The sequence below is a fragment of the Dolichospermum sp. FACHB-1250 genome, assembly GCF_014696335.1.
In the GTDB taxonomy this organism is placed as follows: Bacteria; Cyanobacteriota; Cyanobacteriia; order Cyanobacteriales; family Nostocaceae; genus Dolichospermum; species Dolichospermum planctonicum.
In genome coordinates this window covers 40,021-63,138 of the sequence record NZ_JACJPZ010000029.1, presented here as the reverse complement: position 1 = coordinate 63,138, position 23,118 = coordinate 40,021, and the positions used below count along the sequence as shown (strand labels likewise).

Here is a 23,118-nt window from a genome sequence, read left to right as displayed (position 1 = left end):
GTATCAGTACCTAAACCACCATTAAGGGTATCATTACCTAAACCACCATCAAGAATGTTATTAGCCGTGTTACCTGTAATGGTATTATTCAGGCTGTTTCCAGTACCGTTAATTGCTGTAGTTCCAGTCAGAGTAAGGTTTTCTACATTATCGCTCAGAGTGTAGGTGACAAATGATTGGATCAGTTCTGTACCTCCATTCAACGCTTCTGTAACTACATCACCTGTGTTGTCAACAACGTAAATGTCGTTACCCACACCACCAATCAGGGTATCTGCACCAGTTCCACCATTGAGGGTGTTATTCCCATTGTTACCTGTGATAGTATTATCCAGGCTGTTACCAGTACCGTTAATGTTAGCTATTCCAGTCAGAGTGAGGCTTTCTACATTATCGCTCAGAGTGTAAGTAACAAATGATTGGACTAAATCCGTACCTTGATTAGCTACTTCTGTAACTACATCACCTGTGCTGTCAACAACATAAGTGTCGTCTCCTAAACCACCAAGCAGAGTGTCATTACCACCACCACCAATCAGAGTGTCATCACCCGCAAGACCAGTGAGTCTGTTATTTCGACTATTGCCAGTGATGATGTTATTAGCATCGTTACCTGTACCATTAATGTTGTTAACACCAGTCAAAATTAGATTGGTTTTTGCTGCTGCTAAAGTAGCAGTAAAACCAGAAGTAACAGTATCAGTGATAGTGACAGTGCTAGTAACAAAGGGGATAGTTGCACCAACAGGGTTAGTTAATGTGATGGTAAACTTCTCGTCAGCTTCAGCGATCGCATCAGCCCTAACAGGAATAGTGATAGTCTTGCTTGTCTGACCAGCCGCAAAAGTGAGAGTACCAGTAGCAGCAGTGAAATCAGTACCAGAAGTAGCAGTACCACCGCTGGTAGCGTATTCAACCGTTACCACAGTATTACTAGCTTCACTCAGAGTAACTGTAACTACAGCATTTACATCTACAGATCCCTCCACCACAGTCACATCATTAATACTGATTCTGTTGACCAGGTTTAAAGGTTTCTCCAACCTCAACAAAATTTGTTCATTGTTGTCTACCGCAGGAGGACGACCGACTGAGAAAGGATAGTTGTTGTCATTGGCAACTAAAATCGTATTTTTGTCAATAACTACAACACTCTCAATAGTTACGAAGGGGAAGGTAAAGGTAGTTTTGCCATCTCCGTTAATGTCGTTGGGGTCTTTGATGTTGAGTAAGTCTACAACTTCCTCCTTGGTTACATAACCATTGGCATCTGCTCTAGACAAGTCAATCTTAAAGATTCTCTTGAACTTAGCAGCATCTCCTTGATTATTATCCCGCTCAATCACCAGGTACTCATTATCATTAATGACTGTGATATCACCAATAGCATTCGCTGCATCATCCAACCTGTAGAACAATTCCCTACTAGTGTATTGGCGGCTGGCAATATCAAATTCATTAATCCGCAAAGCACCCGCAGCATCACCTTGAACCGTACCCTCTAAGAGCATATAGAGCTTAGTTTTGCTGGCGTTAATTGCACTACCCTCAAAACCCTTAGAGCGACCTAAATTAGCAACAGCAGTTCCCGCCAGGACATCAGGATTTTGGGGAGAACGAACAATGTTGTACCCAGCATCACCAACTAATCTGTCTCTGACAGTATCGCCTGTATCAGGAAAATCCGTAAACAGTGCATCTACACCTAATTGGAAGAACTGTTGGAACTCTAGCCTAGGATCACCCTTGTAATCTGCCGCTAAATAGCGTCCCTCATTACGGAAAGTGTAAGGATGAACCAACAACCCGGCATTATGAGCATCTAAAACCAAGCTAGTAGGAGCTAGTGTAGTTCTATCAGCATCATTAACCGTACCATCACCATTCACATCATCAGCATTGCCATCGCCATTAGCATCAGTACCCCTAACGCTGACAATCATCCGTTTCCAAGGACCAATAGCATCAGCATATTTCGCCACATCAGCCAAACCTTGAGAACTCCGCAAATCGCCATAAGTGCGAGAGTCACCACTAACGATAAAATCGTAAGGTTTATCTTCAATAATATTGCCATTGATATCAATACCACTGGCATCTAGAAGTTGAACCAGCGGGATATTTACCCCCGCAGCCGGCATGATAGTATCATGCAACTCCTTGAGGTTGCCAACTTCAAAGGACTGGATGAAAATGCGACTAGGATCAGTGAAATTATTTGCCTTCAGAGTATCTATGAGGATCTGACCCAGATTACGGTTAATCTTAGTAGTTGTACCTACATAAGTAGCTTCAGAAAGCGAATAGGTCGGATGCTTGGTTTCGGGGTAGATACCAATTTTCTTACCTGTACTGGCTTCCACTCCCTTAACTAAATTAATAATTTCCGTCAAGGTAGGAATTTCAAATTGACCGTTAAAAGACTGGTCACGGAAAGACAGACGCTCAATAGCGCGTAATTCCTTAATTTCTGCCAAAGTAAAATCTTCAGCAAACCAACCCGTAACCGACGTTCCATCTAAAATTACAGTCTTTTTCCGATCTGCAAATTTAGCAATAGTAGCCACATTGGTAGTTGTATTACCAGTATTTACAGAACCATCAGCATTCAAAATCGCCAAAGCAGGTTCATGACGAGCAATGAGTACACCATCTTTAGTAACAACCAAATCAGGCTCAACAAAATCAGCACCCTGCTCAATTGCCAACTGGTAAGCAGCTAAGGTGTGTTCTGGACGATAGCCACTCGCTCCCCTATGACCAAGAACATCGGGCGCTGTGCCGTCTAGAGTCTTAAATCTATCTGGTGTAGCAATGGGAGCTTCTAGTAACTTACCAGTAGCATCAAAATGTAGAAGGTAAGGTCCAAATTCTTCACCAACCCAGATAGTGCCATCCTTATCAAAGACAAAAGACTCAATATCAAAATCTGCACCAGTCAGGTTTCTAGCCGCCGTTGCATCATTGACAATTGTGAAATTAGTAATCTTCCTGTCTGGGTCAGAGAATTGGATGTAATCTAAAACCTTAACGCTACCGTCTCCATTCTCCGTACCCTTAAAGTTTGGATCTACACGATAAATCCGTAATAAGTAGTCAGCGCTATTTTCTTTTGCACCGTAACCATTATCAGGTTGGAAGTAAAAACTGTTATTGTTGCCAATTTGAACAGCACTAAAACCTTGAATTGGTTGACCAGGGAATGGACCAGTTTTACCATTAGCAGAAATCCCATTACCAGATTGTGGACCCTCTGCAAAACTATCCGCAGGTAAAGCAGAAAACCCTAGCAACTCAACATTTGGTACTGGGGTAGCAATCAACAATTGACCACCATTTGAATGATTACCATTGAGGACATTCAACTGGTTGGGGTCTAAACCATTGCGAACACCAGCTTGGACATCAAATAGATAGGAACTGCGACCAAGTTGGGAATTAGGCGTAGTTTCTACGATACCGGATGTCTCCCAAGTCCCGAAACCATTATTAAAAGCAGTACCTTGAGCATTCTGGTCAATTTCAAACAGAGGTCTAACTGTATCCGTAGCAATATCGTAGGAGTAAACACGGTCATTGCGCTGTTGAGCATTGACAACTTCACCACCACGACCGGCTGTGTCCTCTTGTAGTAACAGCTTGCCATTGCTATCAACAACGATGTTATCGTAGCTAATCCCCGTGTTTGCACCACCAGTTAGCACCAATTCAAAATCGCTAATTTCTCCCGTAGGATCTGCCGCATTCAAACTAAAGCGATAAGCCTTACCGTAAGCATTATCCTCAATAGTTGTACCAGGAATGGTGCTTGTATTACCAGTGGTGACAAAGTAGAAAGTACCCGGATTGTTAGGATCTTCGGTGATGTCTTCGACACGACGGAAATTAGTAGAACGGGTGACATCATTTACCCAGTTAGTCAAGTCAGTACCACTAGTCCAGGGCTGGTCATCTGCACGGTCTGCCGTACCTTTAGTATCGTAAATCACTGACCGATCAACCCTTGTCCAAGTAGCCTTGACCTTTGTACCTTCCGCCAAGGTTTCGTAGTCATATCCTGTCACCTTGAGGACATACAGTTCACCGTCTTTGAAGCCATTGGGGTCTGCTGCTGTTTGATTACCTACAAACATATACAGTTCACCGTCTCCAGAATCTTCTGATGACAGTAGTACCGTTTTAGTGGAGTTAGTAGCCCGATATTGAGATGTTGCGATTACATTTTCCTTAGAAAAGCGACCGAAACCGTCTAAAGCTTGAGCAGTTCCATCCGTTGCTACAGCCCAACCACGACCGTTACCAAACTCTTCTGGGACAAAGTATACTGGGCCACCTTCAAAGCCATAAGTTGCCAAATAACTGGAACAGAATGGACCGAAGGCAAAATTTCCTGTTTGAGTAATACCATCAGGTGTAATGGTGATCTTACTGATTTCTTGACCTTGGCTATCTACTACCTTCTCAATTAAATTCTTACCACCAATTACCCGCCAATTTTTATCAAACTGGAACAAGGAAGCCCGCGCACCAGTGATTTGTCCAGGAATGGTGCTAGAAATATCTGTTGTTGTGGTGCTGCCAAATTCGTGGTTAACAAAGACATAGTAAGAATCAACGGTTTCATAAATGCCCAGTCCGTCAGGAGTGCCAGTAAAAGCGAATTTTTCGGTATTACTAGCGGTAAAAGCACCAAAACTACCTGTTAATAGAGGCACTTCATCCCCAGCTGTCAAAAGTGCATTGAGTCTGTAATTAACATCACTCAACACTTTTACATAAGCAGGATCAGTGGTTCTGCCATTGACTACCGGCTTGTCGGCAACTTGAGGAACAGCTGCTAACAATTGTCCACCCTCTACATGAGCGCCATTGAGAATATTGGGCTGGTTCGGGTCAGCAGTGTTGTTGAGACCGTGAGCTTGAACATCGAACAAGTAGCCACTTACACCAGTTAGACTATTTTGGGGTAGTTCAACAATCCCAGAGCTTTCCCATGCACCAGTACCGATATCATAGGCATTACCAGCAGCCTGTTGGTTAATTTCAAACAAGGACTTAACGGTATCGGTAGCGATGTCATAGGACCAGATTTGAGCATCGCGGTTCTGGGCGGCCATGACACTACCACCAAAAGCAGTGGTGTCTTCTTGAATGGCTATTTTGCCGTTTTTGTCAACAACAATGTTGTCGTAGCTAACTCCAGTATTGGGTCCACCAGTCAACACCAATTCAAAGTTACTAATTGCACCTGTGGGGTCAGCAGCGTTGAGACTGAAACGATACATTTTACCGTAGGGGTTTTCTGCTTCTGCTGCTACTGTGGTAGTAGTACCGTCTACCTTATTATTTGTACCTGTGGTGACAAAGTAGAAAGTACCAGGATTATTTGGGTCTTCTGCTATGTCTTCTAAACGGCGGAAGTTGGTAGAGCGGCCACTGGCATTCACCCAATTAGATAAATCTAATCCAGTGGTCTTAGCTACATCATCAGCCCTGTCTTCCGTTGCTTGAGTGTTATATACAACACTACGGTCAACCTTAACCCAAGTAGCGCCTACCTTTACCCCTTCTATCAAGGTTTCACCACTGTAGTCAGTAACTTTAAGAACATACAAATCACCATCTTTGAAACCGTTGGGATCTGCTGCTGTTTGATTACCAACGAACATATAGAGTTCGCCATCACCAGTGTCTTCAGTAGACAATAATACCGTTTTGTTGGAGTTAGTAGCTCGATACTGAGATGCTGCAATTACGTTTTCTTTGGAGAAGCGTCCTAAACCATCTAAAGCTTGAGCAGTGCCGTCGGGTGTGACTGCCCAACCCCGGCTGTTACCGTCAGATTCTTCTGGTGCGAAGAATACAGGACCGCCTTCAAAACCACTCTCCGCTAAAAAGGATGAACAGAAGCGACCAAAACCTGGTATGGTGGAGGTTAGGCTGACAATATCTGCTCCGCTAGTAGTAAAGGTGATTTTGCCTAGTTCAGTTCCCGTACTATCAACGGCTTTTTCAATTAGGTTTTTACCACCGATAACTTTCCAGTTTTTATCGAATTGGAATAGGGAAACTCTCGCTCCGGTGATTTGTCCTGTGACTGTGGTGGAAAAATCTGACTTGGTAGTGCTACCCAATTCGTGACTGACAAACACATAGTAACCTGTGGCTGTCTCATAAATTCCCAAACCGTCGGGAATGCCTGTGAAAGCAAATTTATCAGTAGCACTGGTAGTAAAAGAACCAAAAGCACCTTGTAATAAAGGAACTTCGTCACCTACAGTCAATAAAGGAACAAGGGCATATTGTGCGCCTTGGGGAAGTTTATTGACGTAAGCAGGAGCGGTTGTTCTTCCGTTCTGAATTGCCATACTGAAGATGTTTGTATTTTTGTTTAGTTTTTTGCATTGCTATTCAAGTTATTTGTTCAAGCTATTTGGTTAACTCTATCTTTCCCAAATCTCCAGCAGCTTGGTTTTCATAACCAGTAACAGCAACAATTCAAATAATGACATTCAAAGATTAAGGGAAAGATAAGCTTAATAGAATAATCGGTTAAAATTAGATTAGATATCTGAAACTTTCTTTCTCATCCTTAGGGAATATTTTCGCTGCAAGCTTGATCGTGGTTCATTCTTTCATCACTGCTGACTAAGCCTTATAAATAAAATAAAGTCAAATAAAGTCAAAAAACTTATATATACCAAACAAGTGCAAAAAATCGTCTAATTAGATACAATTTATAAACATTACCAGCAGCTTTGGAGAATAACATGATTTTATCAAAAGGCTTTGAAATTGAGATGTATACTGGTACGCCTCAAGGTGAAATTGTGGGACTATCGGACAAAATTATTTCCGATTTAGATGGTTTTATGCGTGAACCAGATAGCCGCAATGTGGAGTACATAACTCAGCCCTCGACGAGTTATGAGAATTTATTGTGCGCTTTATTAGGTCCTAGAAGAAAGTTACGGAATTATTTACAAAAGTTGGATAATTACACTTTAATACCGGGTAGTACCTTGTCCTTGCCAGGCAGAGATGCCTCCGGGGACATGAACCAACGCTTTTTCCGTTCTGACCCCACTAATCCCTATCATGACTACATTGAACAAACCTATGGGACAAAGGTGGTGACTGCCAGCGTCCATATCAATATCGGTATTAGTGATCCAGAGGTATTAATGCGTGCCTGTCGGGTGATCAGAATGGAAGCACCTCTCTTCCTAGCCATGAGTGCTTCATCTCCTTTCCTGGATGGTAAAACTACTGGTTATCATTCCACTCGCTGGGGCATATTCCCGCAAACTCCCGATCATGTACCCTTATTTACTAGTCATGCCCATCATATTCAATGGGTTAATGAACAATTAGACGCGGGTAAGATGCAAAATGTAAGGCATTTATGGATATCAGTGCGTCCAAATGGCGATCGCCGTCCTTATGATTTAAATCGTTTAGAATTGAGAATCTGTGATTTAGTGACAGATCCCATTGCTTTATTAGCAATGACTGCTCTGCTAGAAGCGCGGTTAATCCAAATTATTGACAATCCTAGCATTGATCCCTTAACTCAAAGCCCTTTTTCTCCCGAAGAACTGATCACCTTAACCATGAAAAACGAAATGGCAGCAGCCACGGATAGTCTTGACGCTAGATTGCAGCGGTGGCAAGATGGTAATAGTATTCTGGCTAGGGATTGGATCAGAGAACTCGACCAAGAAATTTGGGGTATTGCCAAACAACACGGCTTTAGCTGTTTTTTGGCCCCACTGCAAAATATCCTACAAACAGGTAATGAAGCTCAACAATGGTTACAACTACATAAAATAGGCGTTGAAATTCAGCGTGTAATTGCTCAAGCGATTCTGACGACTCAGGAACGGGAAACCGAACTAGAAAGCAAACTATGTTTATCTGTCAGGGAATAGGTAAAAGAGGAGGTGGGGGGACGAGGGATCATCAACTTTGTACCCTCCCTCAGATTTGGTTATCAAATCACCTGGTGTGATTTAAAAAACTAATCAATGGAAAATACTTTTGACATATAAAAAAAAACTATATATCGCCTCTGTATTTTGATAGATTTTGAGATGAAAAGAATTTCTAGAATAGACGACTAAGATTCAAAAAGATGCCGCAGATAGTTTTAGTGAACCCGCAAATTCCTCCTAATACAGGCAATATTGCCCGTACTTGTGCAGCCACAGCCACGGAATTACATTTAGTCGGACCCTTGGGATTTGAAATTAGCGATCGCTATCTTAAAAGAGCAGGGTTAGATTATTGGCCTTATGTTAAACTCCATTATCATGAATCCATAGAAGCATTTCAAAATGTAAAGCAACAAAGAGGGGGTAGGTGTTTGGGCTTTAGTGTTCGTGGTGATTTTAACTACATTAATTTTCAATTTCAAGCGGAGGATTGGTTATTATTTGGCAGTGAAACAGCAGGTTTACCCGGTTCTATTCTTTCCACCTGTGACTCCACCCTATATATTCCCATGTATGAACCGGGTGTCAGGAGCTTAAACTTATCCGTCAGCGTAGCCATAGGTTTATTTGAATGTCGCCGCCAGTTGGGCTACTTACAATAATCTATTAACAATATTAATATTATTGAGAAATAATATTGAAGAATCAAAATTTTTGATTAAATGTGATAGAAATATCTAGATAAGAGGAATCATGGTGAAACTTCTGGCATTTTTGTTATTTAAATAATATAAATGCCGTGGAGATAGTGATAAATACGGATAAGTATCCGGGAAATGACATAAGAAATTTGTATAGATATTTTGAGAGTAAATAGACTGCCAAGGATAAATTTTTGTAGCTTCCAGGTTTTGATTCCTCAGGAGAGAAAATTAGCAAAAACCTTGACTATTAATGATTATGAGAGATATGTATCCAAGACTACGACAGAAAGATGCAAAAATTGCTGATATTAGATACGGTTGTTTTTTAGATCATAATAAACGTAAAGTGTGCTGTTGATAGAACGGATTGAGTCAAAAAATCTTGAAAATAGTTAAAGCCGGAGGATCGCCTGTGCAGAAGCTGATGAGCCAACAGCGCCAATAGACCAAGACTTGCTATGATATTTGTTTAGTTCGTGCTATTTGCCGCCAGCAAATGAGCTTAGATAATTGTCAAGAGCTAACATTCTTGGGTTGTGAGGAGGGACTCAGACAAGGCATCACCAAAAATTTTCAGATTTACCAAGGTGCATGAACTTGTCCAAATTACCAGAAGCAGGTTAGTCTTGCGTAAATATCTCTGGTGAATGTGATCTTGATGTGTAGTTTGATGTGATATCAATCATTAAATAATATCTAACTTAAAAATCAAGGTCAGTTAAAAAGTATTGATCATAGGAGGTTGTCTTTGAAACGAGCATTGAAAAAAAGAGGGCAGGCTGTGTTAAAAAATAGCCCCAGCCGTGATGATGCCCCGGGAGGGCAAACAACTGATGACAAAAATCCCCAAATAACCCTCCGGTCACGGACTCATCAGGCCGCCATGATTGGCTTGGCAATATCCATGGGAGCAGCCAGCCTTTTGGTGACTCGACAAAGTGATCAAGCCCAAGCAGCAGCTCCTGTTGACAGTCAAAAAGCAGCTTCAACAAATTCTGTTGTTTCTGAGACTGAGATGAAATTTACCGCCACCAAGCTGGAGTCCCAAAGTATCTCACAGGTAGGGGGTGTAGTAAATCCTGTCATATTAGAACCAACAGTAGTTTCACGAGTACCTGGACCGGAAGCTAAATGGCAAATTGCCACCAACAACACACCTGTCCTCAGTGAAGCGTCTCGAAGAGAAGAAACTACATCCAATGTAATTTCACCTATTAACGCGGCTGAAAAAAATTCTGTCCACTCACAAAGCCAATTAGCACAGGGAGTGAGCAACCGCCCAATTCAGTCTACATTAGCAGCCGATAACCAAGAAACCGAAGCAGCACAACAATTGTCTAACGAGGTTGCAGCGGCGGAATTAGCCGGTGGAAGTGTTGATGCCAAACTAAAAGCACAGCAAGAGGTAGCTCTCAATCGCTTGCAGGAGAAATCAACCCGGTTAAGAAATAGTTTGGCACAGTTACGGGCTCAGAGAACGCAAAATCGATCAAACACTGGTATAAATGAAGAGCAGCCAACCACTGGATCTAATAACTCTGTCGCAAAACAGTCCAAGAATTTGACTGGTTCGAGCCAAGCTGAACTTGTAACTGAGTTAAAACAGAACCAGGAACCCAGTGCGACGGTACAGCAAATAGCAATGCCTGGATCAACTTCCACAAAAGTTGCCGCACAATTGCCTCCTTCAACATATCAGGTTAAGCCCGGAGATACATTAGCAGAGATAGCTAACAATTATGGTATTTCAGTTTCCGAGCTAATTAAAGCTAATAATCTTAGCGATCCTTATCAACTGCAAATTAGTCAAAACCTAATTATTCCAGCAGCGAAGATGGTAGAGAAGGTTAATAGAGTAGATAATCCTGTAAACACTCCTAGTTTTAACACTAACTCCTTTGTTGCTAACAATACTAGTGTTATAGTTCCTTCGCCCATAGCAACAGAGCAGCCTAAAGCTCTTGATAGTCGTGCTACTAATAATAGCGTAATTATCCCAGTACCAGTGGTGACAGGGGAGCGGCAAAAGAATAACAATCCTAGTATCACTAACCGTATTAATGTTCCCGCGCCCATAACACCCGCGCCCATAACAAATTATAACCAAGGGCAGATCCCTATTGCTATCCCGCAAGCATTACCCACTCCGGGTGAATCTTTTGGATTAGGTGGTGATGCTCCATTACCAAGAAACTTGTCGCCAAAACCGGTGGAAAAGGTATCTAAAGGTAAAGGTAATGAACGTATTCGCAGCTTACAAGCAGAAATTGAGAGATTGCGTTATAAATACCGCGCTCAAGAATCTGGTGTGGCTGCTACAGGTTCTAAAAATAATAGCCAGTCTGTACCTGTTCCTATTGAATCAACCAATAATCGCGTAGTGTCTCAAGTTGGACTACAGATTCCTGTACCCAAAGCGATATTACCCAGCTATAACAATCAACCTGTTCAGCCTCTAGTTACAGATTCAGGGTCTACCAATGAGCCAATTAACCCAGAATTTATGCCCAGTAAGACCGGTGTTGGCTGGAATTCTACCCCCAATTCATCTGGGATTAAATTAACAGTTCCTTCTCCTGGAATAAGTGCTTCTGACTCTTTAGGTAAATTGCGAGGAACTAATGTCTCTCCAGCTTTACCACCTTTGGCAGCAGTGGATATATACTTGCCAAAAACAACTGAGGAAAATCCCAATTTCCCATCTAATTCTACTCCTACCAGTTACATTTGGCCAGCAAAAGGAGTCCTTACTTCTGGTTACGGCTGGCGCTGGGGAAGAATGCACAGAGGGATTGATATTGCTAACTCAGTCGGTACACCCATTTATGCCTCCTCTGCTGGTGTGGTCGAGAAGGCCGGCTGGAATAGCGGTGGTTACGGTAACCTTGTGGATATCCGCCATGATGATGGTAGTTTAACTCGTTATGGACATAACAGCCGGATTTTGGTGCAAGCTGGTCAAAGGGTGCAACAAGGTCAGACTATTGCGGCTATGGGTAGCACTGGTTTCAGCACTGGACCTCATAGTCATTTTGAAGTTCATCCTTCGGGTAAGGGTGCCGTTAACCCTATCGCTTTCTTGCCAAATCGTTTGTAATTCCAGATAATCAGGAATTAAAGGGTTTTTTGGTAAATTGAGGGGGGTAAACTCCCTCTTTTTAGTTTTAGGCAAATTTGGGAAATTTGGGAAATTTGGGAAATTTTACAAATTGATAGTTGTCAATTGGAAATTTGTATGCTATATTAATAAGAGTTGGTTAAACAACGCGGCTCAGTAGCTCAGTTGGTTAGAGTACGGGACTCATAAGCCTGGGGTCGTCAGTTCAAATCTGACCTGAGCCATTTTCCAAATTTTTAAATCAAGTTTACCCAACTTGTAGCCACAATCAAAACAAATTTGGCTTGTTGCTTCCCATCTACTAATAGCGCGGAAATCCCTATTAAACTTTTCCGATTTACTTTCGCATAACGTTCTAAATTGTCGCCATTATATTACAGCAAGTAGCTTTGAGTGAGGTACACCTTGTGCGGGCAAGACTTGTACTGAGCTTGGTCGAAGTATGCCCGCACCACAAAAGTTTTATTATTAATATCTGTACTTCATAATATCGGAAACTGCTGTATTTGTATATATTTGTATATATTTGTATATTTGTATATTCGTAGTGGCAATTCACGAATCGCCCCGACGGATGTTTTCACGGAACTTTGAGATTAAATCCTTTGGTTTTCCACCAGACAAAAGCAAACTTGCCAACAGAGTTAAATCTAAACCCGGTAAAAATTCACTTTTTAATATTTTCTCATACTTATCACCCCGGAGAAAATATAACGAAAATTGATGATTCTGCCAAAACCAAACTTCCGGTACACCCAAACCTTGATAAATTAATAAATCATCAATTCCCCCACTCGTCACAACCACCTCAATAGCCAAATCAGGAATAGATTTTTCCGAATCAAAACAATAACATTCATCCGGTTCAATACCTCTAGCGGCTGCTTCCTTTCTAACAGTAGTTGAACCTAAAGGATAAAAATCAATATCTTTTTCTATAAAATAAGTTTCTAATAATAAAGCAATAATCTTTTTATCAAACTCATGACGACGACTAGGAGACATTATTTCTAAAGTACCTTCTAAATATTTAAAGCGATAATGAGAAATACTTTCAAATCTCTGTAACAGTATCTCATATATATTCCAGTTAATCCCATTCATCAGTAAAATCTGGTCAGAATCAACATTATCTAATACTGATTGACTTGTTAATTCTTCCCAGCAACTCAACTTTTCTAGTAAACCTAACATTGTCACTGCTCCAAAATTGCTTTAATCTCAGACATAATTCCAGCAACCCGCCGATCTTTCTCTAGGATATCATTTACCAGTTGCTCAGGCGCTAAATGTTCAAAATCCGTCTGATTATTGGGATTTTTGCCGTCAAGATTATAAATTGCCCAGTAAATAGCGTTCCCTTTGGCCTTCTGTTCCTTAGCAATGTCGCGCTGATTTTGTTCTTCAGTTTGAAACTGTTTTACCTGATCCTGAATTTTTTGAAGCTGTATTTTTGTTATTTTTCTGATAGGTATAAGTATTATCTAAAGTAATCTCTGGTGACTTTAATAATAATTCGATGAATTTCTTTTCTAAATAATCACCTTGTGCTTTATTCAAGCTATTAGTTATGCTAACTAGCACATAAGTATCTATCCAGAATTTTTTTTTATTGATATGCTGATTTAATCTTGTAGAAATCTCTTGTGATTGTCCTACATAAACTCTAGTGTTTTTATTGTTATCTTTTCCGACCAGAAAATAAATTCCTAAATATTTAGATTCATTGTATTTTATAAAACTGTTTATGTTTTCCTTTTGAAAGAAATAAACTGTTTCTACTCTGTTAGGAATATAGGCTATTGATATACCATATTCGTCTTCATAAATCCTAATTATAGGTTTACCTATTTTTTGTTCATTCTCGATAAATCGAGGATTACTGGGAATAACGTCATATCTATGTTTTTTCAAATCATCTACTGAAGAAATTAATATATTTTGCTGTTGCATGAAAATTTCCCAGTAATCAATTTCTCCATCCTGTGTTGGTAAATTTGGTCTATCTGTTTCTCTTGTTTTAATCCAATTCATAAATTCTGAAGAACCACTATTTGTATCATTAATAAATTCTTTTGAGAAATTCATTAATATTCTTCTAAGAAGTACTCCTGAACCACAATGTATATCTTTAATATATTCTTCCGTAAACATCATTAACTCCTATGCTGAATCAAGTAAACTTTGTAACTGATTTACCGCGTCCCTCAACTCCTGAACACCCCCAAACCGTTCAGCAATTTCAATTACATTACCATAATTAGCAAACTCCCGATTAGCCTTAAAAGTCGTGGTAATATTAAACTCCTCAACAGCCTTTTCAGCATACTTATCCAAAAGAATCTCTAAAATTGCCCTGGCTTCCTCCCCATATTGTTCAAAAAAGTCAGACTTACCACGACGCAACCTTTCAGCCCGTTGTTTGCAAGTCAACACCGGAGCATCAAAGGCTACATAACATAATAAATCAAAAGGATCAGCTTCGGAAAGATTAGTTACTGCTTTTAACTCATCAAAATCAATTCCCCTATCTGCCAGTAAATCAATAATTTCTGCCCGTTCTTCAGGAACAGCCCAGCGTTGTTGTATTTCTATAGTAGAACGATAGAGAGTCCTAACTTGTTCTCTGGTATAATCAATTAATTTAGACAAACGCAGTTGATTATCTTTGGCAAGTGACAATAACAGTAAATCGGGATGACTGGATTCGAACCAGCGGCCCCTTCGTCCCGAACGAAGTGCGCTACCAAGCTGCGCCACATCCCGCCATAGAAATGGTAATTTAGAACCATCATACCACAATTAGCAAAAAATAACAAATTTTTCTGCCGCCGGAGATGTCTTTGCTTGCTAGGATAAGACTTGTATAACTAAAATGGTAAAAGTAGACTGTGACTGTAAAACCAGACTGGTTGCGGGTAAAAGCACCTCAATGGGAGCGTGTTGGTAACGTTAAGGAGATTTTGCGGGATTTAGCCCTGAATACCGTTTGCGAAGAAGCTTCTTGTCCTAACATTGGTGAATGCTTCAATGCTGGTACTGCTACATTTTTGATTATGGGTCCTGCTTGCACCAGAGCTTGTCCTTACTGTGATATTGACTTTGAAAAAAAACCCCAGCCCTTAGATCCCACTGAACCTATAAGACTAGCGGAAGCAGTCAGCAGAATGCAGCTTAATCACGTCGTGATTACTTCCGTAAATCGAGATGATTTACCTGATGGTGGTGCGTCTCAATTTGTTAAATGTATTCATGCTATTCATGATATTTCACCTCATACTACCATAGAAGTATTAATTCCTGATTTATGCGGTAATTGGCAAGCTTTAGAGATAATTCTCCAAGCTAAACCAGAGGTACTGAACCACAATACAGAAACTATTTCCCGTTTATATCGTCGTGTGCGTCCCCAAGGTAATTATGAGCGGACTATGGAATTATTACAACGCTCCCGGCAAATTTCTCCTAAAACTTACACAAAATCTGGTATTATGGTCGGTTTAGGTGAAACAGACGCAGAAGTGCGTCAAGTTATGGAAGACCTCAGAAGGGTAGATTGTGATATTTTGACAATTGGGCAATATCTCCAACCTACTCAAAAACACTTGCAAGTATCTGATTTTATTACGCCAACACAGTTTGCAGCTTGGCAAACTTTTGGAGAAGAATTAGGATTTTTACAAGTTGTTTCTTCACCATTGACAAGAAGCTCCTATCATGCAGAGCAAGTCAGAGAATTAATGAAACGTTATCCAAGGTAACCCCTGGTGGTCGCTTCTTAACACCTATTCCCTATTCTCCATGAGTGAATCGAAGTGAGTCAAAGTGTAAAATCTGTCGTGATTCTTGGTGCTGGTGCTTGGGGTACAGCCCTGGCCAAATTAGCAGCAATTAATGGTAATCAGGTGCATTTATGGTCACGTCAGGGATCACAATCCTTAGTCAGTGTACTGGAAAATGCCCACATAGTCTTATCAGCTATTTCTATGCAAGGAGTAAGAGATGTAGCTTCTGTGGTACAATCTTCTCCTGTGTCTCCAGAGACAATCTTTGTCACCGCAACTAAAGGATTAGAACCCAAAACAACATACACACCTTCGCAAATTTGGCAAGAAATTTTTCCTAATCATCCCGTTGTTGTCTTATCAGGTCCGAATTTATCCCAGGAAATTGTCCGGGAATTACCAGCAGCAACCGTAGTAGCTAGTAAAAATATCAATGCCGCCCAAAGTGTACAATTAGTATTTTCTTCCAGTCGTTTTCGTGTTTATACTAATCCTGACCCTGTGGGAGTAGAATTAGGAGGAACGCTAAAAAATGTAATAGCGATCGCTGCTGGTGTATGTGATGGGCTAAACTTAGGAACAAATGCTAAAGCCGCTTTAGTCACCCGTGGCTTAACCGAAATAGTGCGAATTGGCAAGAATTTAGGCGCGAAAACGGAAACATTTTATGGTTTATCCGGTCTAGGAGACTTACTGGCTACCTGTAACAGCCCTTTAAGTCGCAATTATCAACTTGGTTATCAGTTAGCTCATGGAAAAACGCTCAAAGAAATTTTAGCGGGTCTTCCTGGAATAGCGGAAGGTGTAAACACTTGTCGGGTATTAATGGAAATTGCACAACAACGAAGTATTGCTATTCCTATTAGCGAACAAGTTTATCAACTACTGGAAGGAGAAGTTACACCTCAACAAGCATTAGATCAACTTATGTTACGAGATATTAAACCGGAATTTGATGATTTTCCCAAAGAACAAATGTGGTAAGTAAAGGTAAAATGCTTACAGAGTCAGGTCTGCAATGAAAATTAAATGATTACTGCTTTCAGTCCCGGAAAGAATTTGCCAAATTGTCAGGAAATTACGTTTTGAATGATGTAAATATGACCATGTAGTTTATAAACATCATGATCAAAAGTATGTTTTTGACACTATAATCAGTTAGAAAAATCACTGTAAATATCTCTAAAAATGGTAATTTTGACTAGTAGGTAACTTCTAATTGAAAGTTGGACTGAAAATTAGAATAGCTATTAGTTCCTGATGCTATTACAACGGAAAAAATCGTTAAAATATATTCTTTTCAGGCAGTCGAGTGCGGCAAAAATAACTATCAAGTTTAAAAAAGGTGCAAAAGCTGATAAATTAAGTTTTCTTCCTTTATGCCTACTTACACTAGTACAAAGTTTTGCCACTAATTGTACATCGAAGACTAAACTGTTTTATTTGATGAGAAATTACGGAATAGCAACCGTTGATTTGATCCTAATTTTAACTGCCCTTAATTTATTGTTACCTGGAGCAACTTGAGACATTATGCCAGCAACATCCGTTTATAAAAATACCGACTACGATAGCGAAAATCAAAGCGTACCTATGGATCTCGAAATCAGTAGTGATGAAAGTGAGTTATCCCTAGATGATTTACCAGATTTAGATATCCCTGTAGTTGAATCTGATTTACCCGCTCAAGTTAACCGCAACAGTACAGACCTAGTTCGTCTCTATCTGCAAGAAATTGGTCGAGTCCGGTTATTAGGAAAAGATGAAGAAGTTTCCGAAGCTCAAAAAGTACAGCGAAACTTACGGATGCGAGTAGTGCTTAGTTTAGCAGCCCAGGAGGGAGATGCGATCATTATCCCTTATTTGCGATTAATTGAAGTCCAGGAGCGTTTGGCTTCGGAGTTAGGACACCGCCCTTCTTTAGAACGGTGGGCAGCTACTGCGGGGATAAAATTATCCGATCTCAAACCCACTTTAGCAAATGGTAAAAGACGCTGGGCAGAAATCGCTCAGTTAACCGTGGAAGAACTAGAGCAAATTCAAAGTCAAGGACTACAAGCTAAATCCCAGATGATTAAAGCGAATTTGCGTTTGGTGGTATCTGTGGCGAAAAAATATCAAAATCGTGGTTTGGAATTGTTAGACTTAGTTCAAGAAGGGACTTTAGGTTTAGAACGAGCCGTTGAGAAATTTGACCCCACTAAAGGTTATCGTTTTAGTACCTATGCTTATTGGTGGATTCGTCAAGGAATTACCAGAGCGATCGCTACTTCTAGTCGTACCATTCGCCTTCCTGTCCATATTACCGAAAAACTGAACAAAATTAAAAAAGCGCAACGGAAAATTGCCCAAGAAAAAGGTCGCACACCTACTTTAGAAGACCTGGCAATTGAGTTAGATATGACACAAGCCCAAGTCCGGGAAGTGTTATTGAGAGTTCCTCGTTCTGTGTCTTTAGAAACCAAAGTAGGAAAAGATAAAGATACTGAATTGGGGGAATTGCTAGAAACTGATAACATTACCCCTGAAGAGACCTTAATGCGGGAATCTTTACATAAAGATTTGTATAGTCTTCTGGACGATTTAACCGACCGGGAGCGTGATGTTGTTTCCATGCGCTTCGGCTTGTCCGATGGTCATTCTTACTCTTTATCAGAAATTGGCCGAGCCCTTGACCTATCACGAGAAAGAGTGAGACAAATTGAATCAAAGGCTTTGCAGAAACTTCGTCAACCCAAGCGCCGTAACCTTGTCCGCGACTATCTAGAGTCTTTAAGTTAGAAAGTAATGGGTAATGGGTAATGGGTAGTTAATTTCTGTCACCTGTCACCCGTCCCCTGTTCCCTGTTCCCTGTCCCCTGTCCCCTGTCCCCTTTCCCCTTTCCCCTTTCCCCTGTCACCTGTCCCCTGTCACCTGTCCCCTGTCCCCTGTCACCTGTCCCCTGTCCCCTGTCCCCTGTCCCCTGTCCCCTGTCCCCTGTCCCCTCTCAACTAGTAAATATTCTCAATAAGCAATGATTGTTGCAAATTGGGACAAAGATTTGTTATATTCTCAATTAATGAGCTTTGTTGAGAAAATTTAGTATGACTGTCTACACAACTGGTTCACTCAAAGCAGAACTAAACGACCGTGGTTGGCGTTTAACTCCACAGCGGGAAACAATTCTACATATTTTCCAAGAACTCCCCCAAGGTGAGCATTTAAGTGCAGAGGATCTCTATCATCGCTTAGAGACTGACGGTGAAGGTATTAGTTTATCAACTATCTACCGGACTTTAAAGTTAATGGCGAGAATGGGGATTTTGCGGGAGTTAGAATTGGGGGAAGGACATAAACATTATGAAATCAATCAACCTTATCCCCATCACCATCATCACCTAATTTGTGTGCGCTGTAACTCGACTATCGAGTTTAAAAATGACTCTATTTTAAAAATTGGGGGAAAAACAGCGCAAAAAGAAGGTTACCATTTATTAGATTGTCAAATGACCATTCATGCTGTATGCCCTAAGTGCCAAAGGGCATTAATGCCTATTTAGAAACTAAGGGAAGTGACAGGTTACAGGTTACAGGTTAGAGGTGACAGGTTACAGGTTACAGGTGACAGGTGCTACGCCACGGGGACAGGTTACAGGTGCTACGCCACGGGGACAGGTTACAGGTGACAGGTTACAGGTGACAGGTGACAGAAATTAACTACCAATTACCCATTACCAATTACCCATTACCCATTACCAATTACCAATTACCCATTACCAATTGGTCAGTTATTTTTCTTCAATGGTGGCTTCTGCTTGATGGACTAAATTGCGGAGGTTTTCTAGTGTTTGTATAGCCACATTCTGCCATAAACCGCGCTGGTTTGCCTCTAGTAGTCTTTCCGCAATATCACGTAACGCCCAAGGGTTTTTGTTGTGAATAAATTCACAAACAGTGGCATCTTCTAAATATGCTTCAAAGACACCTTGATACATATAATCCTCCACACATTGGGCCGTAGCATCGTAAGCGAAAAGAAAATCTACCGTTGCGGCCATTTCAAATGCACCCTTATAACCGTGACGCATAACTCCAGCTATCCATTTAGGATTAACGACTCGCGTTCGGTACACCCTGGCAATTTCTGAACTCAGTTGGCGAATTTTGGGCTGGAGTGTATTGGAATTATCGCCAAAATAGGTTTCGGGATTTTTACCCTGAAGAGAACGCACAGCGGCGGTTAAACCACCTTGAAATTGATAATAATCATCAGAATCAAGTAAATCATGTTCGCGGTTATCTTGATTGTGGAGGACGATTTGCATTTGCTTTAAACGTTGTTCAAAAGCTTCCACATTTTTATTCCCTGTTTCCTGACCAGAAGAATAGGCGTAAGCGCTCCAATTTGTGTAAGCTTGGGCTAAATCCTCGTCATTTTGCCAATTTTGGGAAGCCATTAAACCTTGGAGTCCCGCCCCATAAGCGCCAGGTTGAGAACCAAAAACGCGATATTGCGATCGCTCTTGTGCTAAATCTAAAGATAAACCCTGTTGAGTCCATTGTTCAGTTTCATGACGAACCATATCTGCGAGGGGATTTTGATCAGGGGGTTCATTTAAAGCTGAAACCGCTTTTACAGCTTGATCAAATAAAGTGATTAAATTAGGAAAAGCATCCCGGAAAAAACCCGATATTCTCAGAGTAACATCCACACGGGGACGACCCACAACCGCCAAAGGTAATATTTCAAAATCTATCACCCGTCGCGCTACACCATCCCACACAGGTTTAACACCGAGTAAAGCTAAAGCCTCCGCTAAATCATCACCACCAGTCCGCATGGTAGCCGTACCCCAAACCGATAAAGCGAGAGTTTTAGGATATTCTCCATTTGCTTGGGTGTAGGTTTCAATCAGGGTTTCAGCCGCTTTTCTCCCAATATCCCAGGCCGTTTCCGTGGGAATGGCACGAATATCAACAGCGTAAAAGTTTTTACCTGTGGGCAGAACTTCGGGACGGCCGCGTGTCGGTGCGCCGGAAGCACCACTTTTAACGTATTTTCCGTCAAGTCCCCGGAGCAGGTTGGTGATTTCTTCACTAGTTTTTTGCAGGGACGGGAGGAGTTTGTCGCTAATCCAGTTTTGGTTTTCTGTTCCGGCTATGATTTTTTCTACTAAATGGGCGGCTTCTATTTCTAGGAGTTCAACGACATCCCCAATGATATGACAGGATTTAAGTCTCTCACAGAGGCGCACAGACCCAGACAGGGGCGTTGACAGGTCATCGGTGAGGGGATCTATGTCTAATCCCCATTGTTTGGCTATGGTGCGGGTAATACCTATAGAATAGCGGTTGGGGATGCGGGCGATCGCTACTATTAAATCTCTTAGTTGGGTTCCTTGGGGACATTGGCCGAATATGTGTAGGCCGTCGCGGATTTGGGCTTCTTTGAGTTCGCACAAGTAACCGTCTAGGGAGTTTAAGATTAAGGTTTCAAAGTTGGTGATGTCTTTGGGGTTGGTAATTCCTAAGTCTTTATATAGGTTTTCTTTGATGACTAATTCTTTGATGCGATCGCTAATTATTGCTAATCTGGAAGGATCTAAACTTTCGGCTTCGTAATATTCATCAATGAGGTTTTCTACTTGTTGCAATCCTCCATATAATTGCGCCCTTGTCATGGGCGGTGTTAAGTGATCAATAATTACTGCTTGGGCGCGTCTTTTAGCCTGTGAACCCTCACCAGGATCATTGACAATAAATGGATATAAATGGGGCATTGGTCCCAAGGCAATTTCTGGATAACAATTATTAGATAAGGCGACACTTTTACCCGGTAGCCATTCTAAGTTACCATGTTTTCCTAGATGAATTATGGCATCCGCAGCCAAAGATTCTCGCAGCCAATGATAAAAGGCTAAATAATTATGTGTTGGTTCTAAATCTGGTGCATGATAATTCAAACTCGGATCAAGATCATAACCTCTTGATGGTTGAACACCTACAAAAATATTACCAAATTTAATTCCCGAAATTGCCCAATTTTCAATTGTTTCTACTGCTCCCCACCGTTCAATAATTTCCTGTTGTATATTTGCTGGTAAAGTAGCAAAATATTTTTGATATTCGGCTGCTGAAAGACTTTGATTTATTGGTTTCCAGTCTCTTCCTTCGGGATCATTTGTAACACCAGATGTGAGAATTTGAATTAATTCCTCTCCAGTTTCGGGAATATTTCCTACTTCATAACCAGCTAATTTTAAAGCTTTGAGAATTTCCACACAACTGGCAGGACTGTCCAATCCTACGCCATTGGCCAGCCTTCCGTTGGTGTTGGGGTAATTTGCTAAAATTAAGGCTAATTGCCGTTCTGAGGGCATTTTTACCCGCAATCGTACCCAATTTGCAGCCAGTTGGGTGACAAATTCAATGCGATCGCTCAAGGGTTCATAAACTACAATATCGGTTTCTAATTTGTGATTTCGAGCTTGCAAAGTTTTGAAGGATACAGCCCTACTAATAATCCGTCCGTCTACTTCTGGTAAAGCCACATTTATAGCAATATCACGGGGTGTTAAACCTTGTGATTCTGATTCCCATTGTTCAATGGAACTAGCACAAAGAATTACTTGCAAAACCGGGACATCTAATTTTTCCCAAAGTTCAAGCGGTGTTTCTGTTTCTAATTGCGCTAGGGAAAAACTAGTGGTATTCATTAATAAACTAATATTTACCCCATCTTCATCTGTAAACCATGCACATAATTTATCACTTACACCCGGTTCACGCAATGAAGAGACAAAAACTGGTACAGGTTGTAAATTTTTCTCTAACAAAGCATTACACAAAGCATCAATAACTTTAGTATTTCCTGATAAATAATGAGCGCGATAAAACAAAATCCCAACTTTAGGCTGAATTGGTAAAAGTTCTTTTTTTTCTTCTTTCCACTCATACAAACCCACACGGGGAACAGGTTGTGGAGGTAGAGGATTAAATTCTGTTAATAAAGCCGTATCAGCGATAAATTTTAAAGCATTGAGGAAATTTTCTGTACCACCTTCTTGAAAATATTGCCAGATTTTCTGGACAATTTCTGGAGCAATTGTAGATTTAGAGATTAAATCAAGATCAAGTCCGTCATCTCCTGGCATTATAATTAAGGTTGTACCATTACGTTCTCCAATTTCCTGTATAACTTCTAGACCATAATTCCAATAAGAACTTCCACCAATAAGACGCAGAACAATTACTTGCGCTGATTCTAATACTTGTTCGCTATAATCATCTATACTTACTTGTTGTTGTAGTTGTAATAAATTAGCGACTCGAATTTCTGGAAATTCATCAGGTAATTTAGAAACTACAGTTCCTAGAGTTTGAATATCAGTATCTGCTGCTGTAATCAATACAAATGGTGCTATAGTTTGTTCTAGGAAAAATAAACCCTCTGACTGATTCCAGCCTCCAGCAGTAGCATTTATACGGTGCATAATTGGTGATTAATAATGGAAATAATGGAAATTTTGAGTTGGGAAATTTGGGAGATTTTTAACGTTATCCTTAAATAAGACAATAAATAAATTCATCAGTAAAT

Annotated in this window: 12 protein-coding genes, 2 tRNA genes and 1 pseudogene; 8 read left to right on the top strand and 7 right to left on the bottom strand. The window is 40.7% G+C overall.

Going from position 1 to position 23,118, the window contains the following annotated elements; genetic code table 11:
- Positions 1-6,368 (bottom strand): esterase-like activity of phytase family protein (locus tag H6F39_RS20750; protein ID WP_242028642.1); only part of this gene is annotated, 6,368 nt, incomplete at its 3' end.
- Between the two features lie 402 nt (positions 6,369-6,770).
- On the opposite strand from H6F39_RS20750, the gene gshA reads away from it, so the two are divergent.
- From gshA to H6F39_RS12150, 4 genes are all read left to right on the top strand, one after another.
- A complete protein-coding gene (gene gshA, locus H6F39_RS12165) occupies positions 6,771-7,931 on the top strand; it encodes a glutamate--cysteine ligase (RefSeq protein WP_137909078.1) in 1,161 nt (386 codons plus the stop codon).
- Positions 7,932-8,134: 203 nt separating this feature from the next.
- The gene (locus tag H6F39_RS12160; protein WP_137909079.1) at positions 8,135-8,596 is read left to right on the top strand and encodes a tRNA (cytidine(34)-2'-O)-methyltransferase; all 462 of its coding nucleotides are present in this window, start codon (positions 8,135-8,137) and stop codon (positions 8,594-8,596) included.
- Between the two features lie 823 nt (positions 8,597-9,419).
- Positions 9,420-11,735, top strand: a complete 2,316-nt coding sequence (locus H6F39_RS12155; RefSeq protein WP_370539386.1) for a peptidoglycan DD-metalloendopeptidase family protein — start codon at positions 9,420-9,422, stop codon at positions 11,733-11,735.
- A gap of 171 nt (positions 11,736-11,906) precedes the next feature.
- Positions 11,907-11,980, top strand: a tRNA-Met gene (locus H6F39_RS12150).
- Here H6F39_RS12150 and H6F39_RS21050 read toward each other — a convergent pair.
- From H6F39_RS21050 to H6F39_RS12130, 5 genes and pseudogenes are all read right to left on the bottom strand, one after another.
- Positions 11,940-12,113, bottom strand: a pseudogene (locus tag H6F39_RS21050) (hypothetical protein); the annotation flags it as partial. The gene H6F39_RS12150 and the pseudogene H6F39_RS21050 sit on opposite strands and share 41 nt — an antisense overlap.
- A 198-nt stretch (positions 12,114-12,311) precedes the next feature.
- On the bottom strand, positions 12,312-12,950 hold the full coding sequence (locus tag H6F39_RS12145; protein WP_190396784.1) for a Uma2 family endonuclease: 639 nt from the start codon (positions 12,948-12,950) through the stop codon (positions 12,312-12,314).
- A gap of 210 nt (positions 12,951-13,160) precedes the next feature.
- Positions 13,161-13,913: a GIY-YIG nuclease family protein gene (locus tag H6F39_RS12140; RefSeq protein WP_190396783.1), complete on the bottom strand. Its 753-nt coding sequence runs from the start codon at positions 13,911-13,913 to the stop codon at positions 13,161-13,163.
- 6 nt (positions 13,914-13,919) lie between these two features.
- Positions 13,920-14,438: a type I restriction-modification enzyme R subunit C-terminal domain-containing protein gene (locus tag H6F39_RS12135; RefSeq protein ID WP_162501205.1), complete on the bottom strand. Its 519-nt coding sequence runs from the start codon at positions 14,436-14,438 to the stop codon at positions 13,920-13,922.
- A gap of 10 nt (positions 14,439-14,448) precedes the next feature.
- Positions 14,449-14,522, bottom strand: a tRNA-Pro gene (locus H6F39_RS12130).
- Positions 14,523-14,647: 125 nt separating this feature from the next.
- Here H6F39_RS12130 and lipA point away from each other — a divergent pair.
- The 4 genes from lipA (at position 14,648) to H6F39_RS12110 (ending at position 19,081) form a co-directional block, all read left to right on the top strand.
- Positions 14,648-15,517, top strand: a complete 870-nt coding sequence (lipA, locus tag H6F39_RS12125) for a lipoyl synthase (RefSeq protein ID WP_190372711.1) — start codon at positions 14,648-14,650, stop codon at positions 15,515-15,517.
- A gap of 54 nt (positions 15,518-15,571) precedes the next feature.
- Entirely contained in the window at positions 15,572-16,525 is a 954-nt protein-coding gene (locus tag H6F39_RS12120) for an NAD(P)H-dependent glycerol-3-phosphate dehydrogenase (RefSeq protein ID WP_137909083.1), read from the top strand.
- Positions 16,526-17,074: 549 nt separating this feature from the next.
- Positions 17,075-18,322: an RNA polymerase sigma factor SigC gene (sigC, locus tag H6F39_RS12115; RefSeq protein WP_190396782.1), complete on the top strand. Its 1,248-nt coding sequence runs from the start codon at positions 17,075-17,077 to the stop codon at positions 18,320-18,322.
- A gap of 303 nt (positions 18,323-18,625) precedes the next feature.
- Entirely contained in the window at positions 18,626-19,081 is a 456-nt protein-coding gene (locus H6F39_RS12110; RefSeq protein ID WP_028084223.1) for a Fur family transcriptional regulator, read from the top strand.
- 228 nt (positions 19,082-19,309) lie between these two features.
- Here the strand turns inward: H6F39_RS12110 and cobN are convergent, their stop codons facing one another.
- Positions 19,310-23,014 (bottom strand): cobaltochelatase subunit CobN, encoded by a 3,705-nt coding sequence (gene cobN / locus H6F39_RS12105; protein WP_190396781.1) that lies wholly within the window; start codon positions 23,012-23,014, stop codon positions 19,310-19,312.
- Positions 23,015-23,118: the final 104 nt, after the last annotated feature.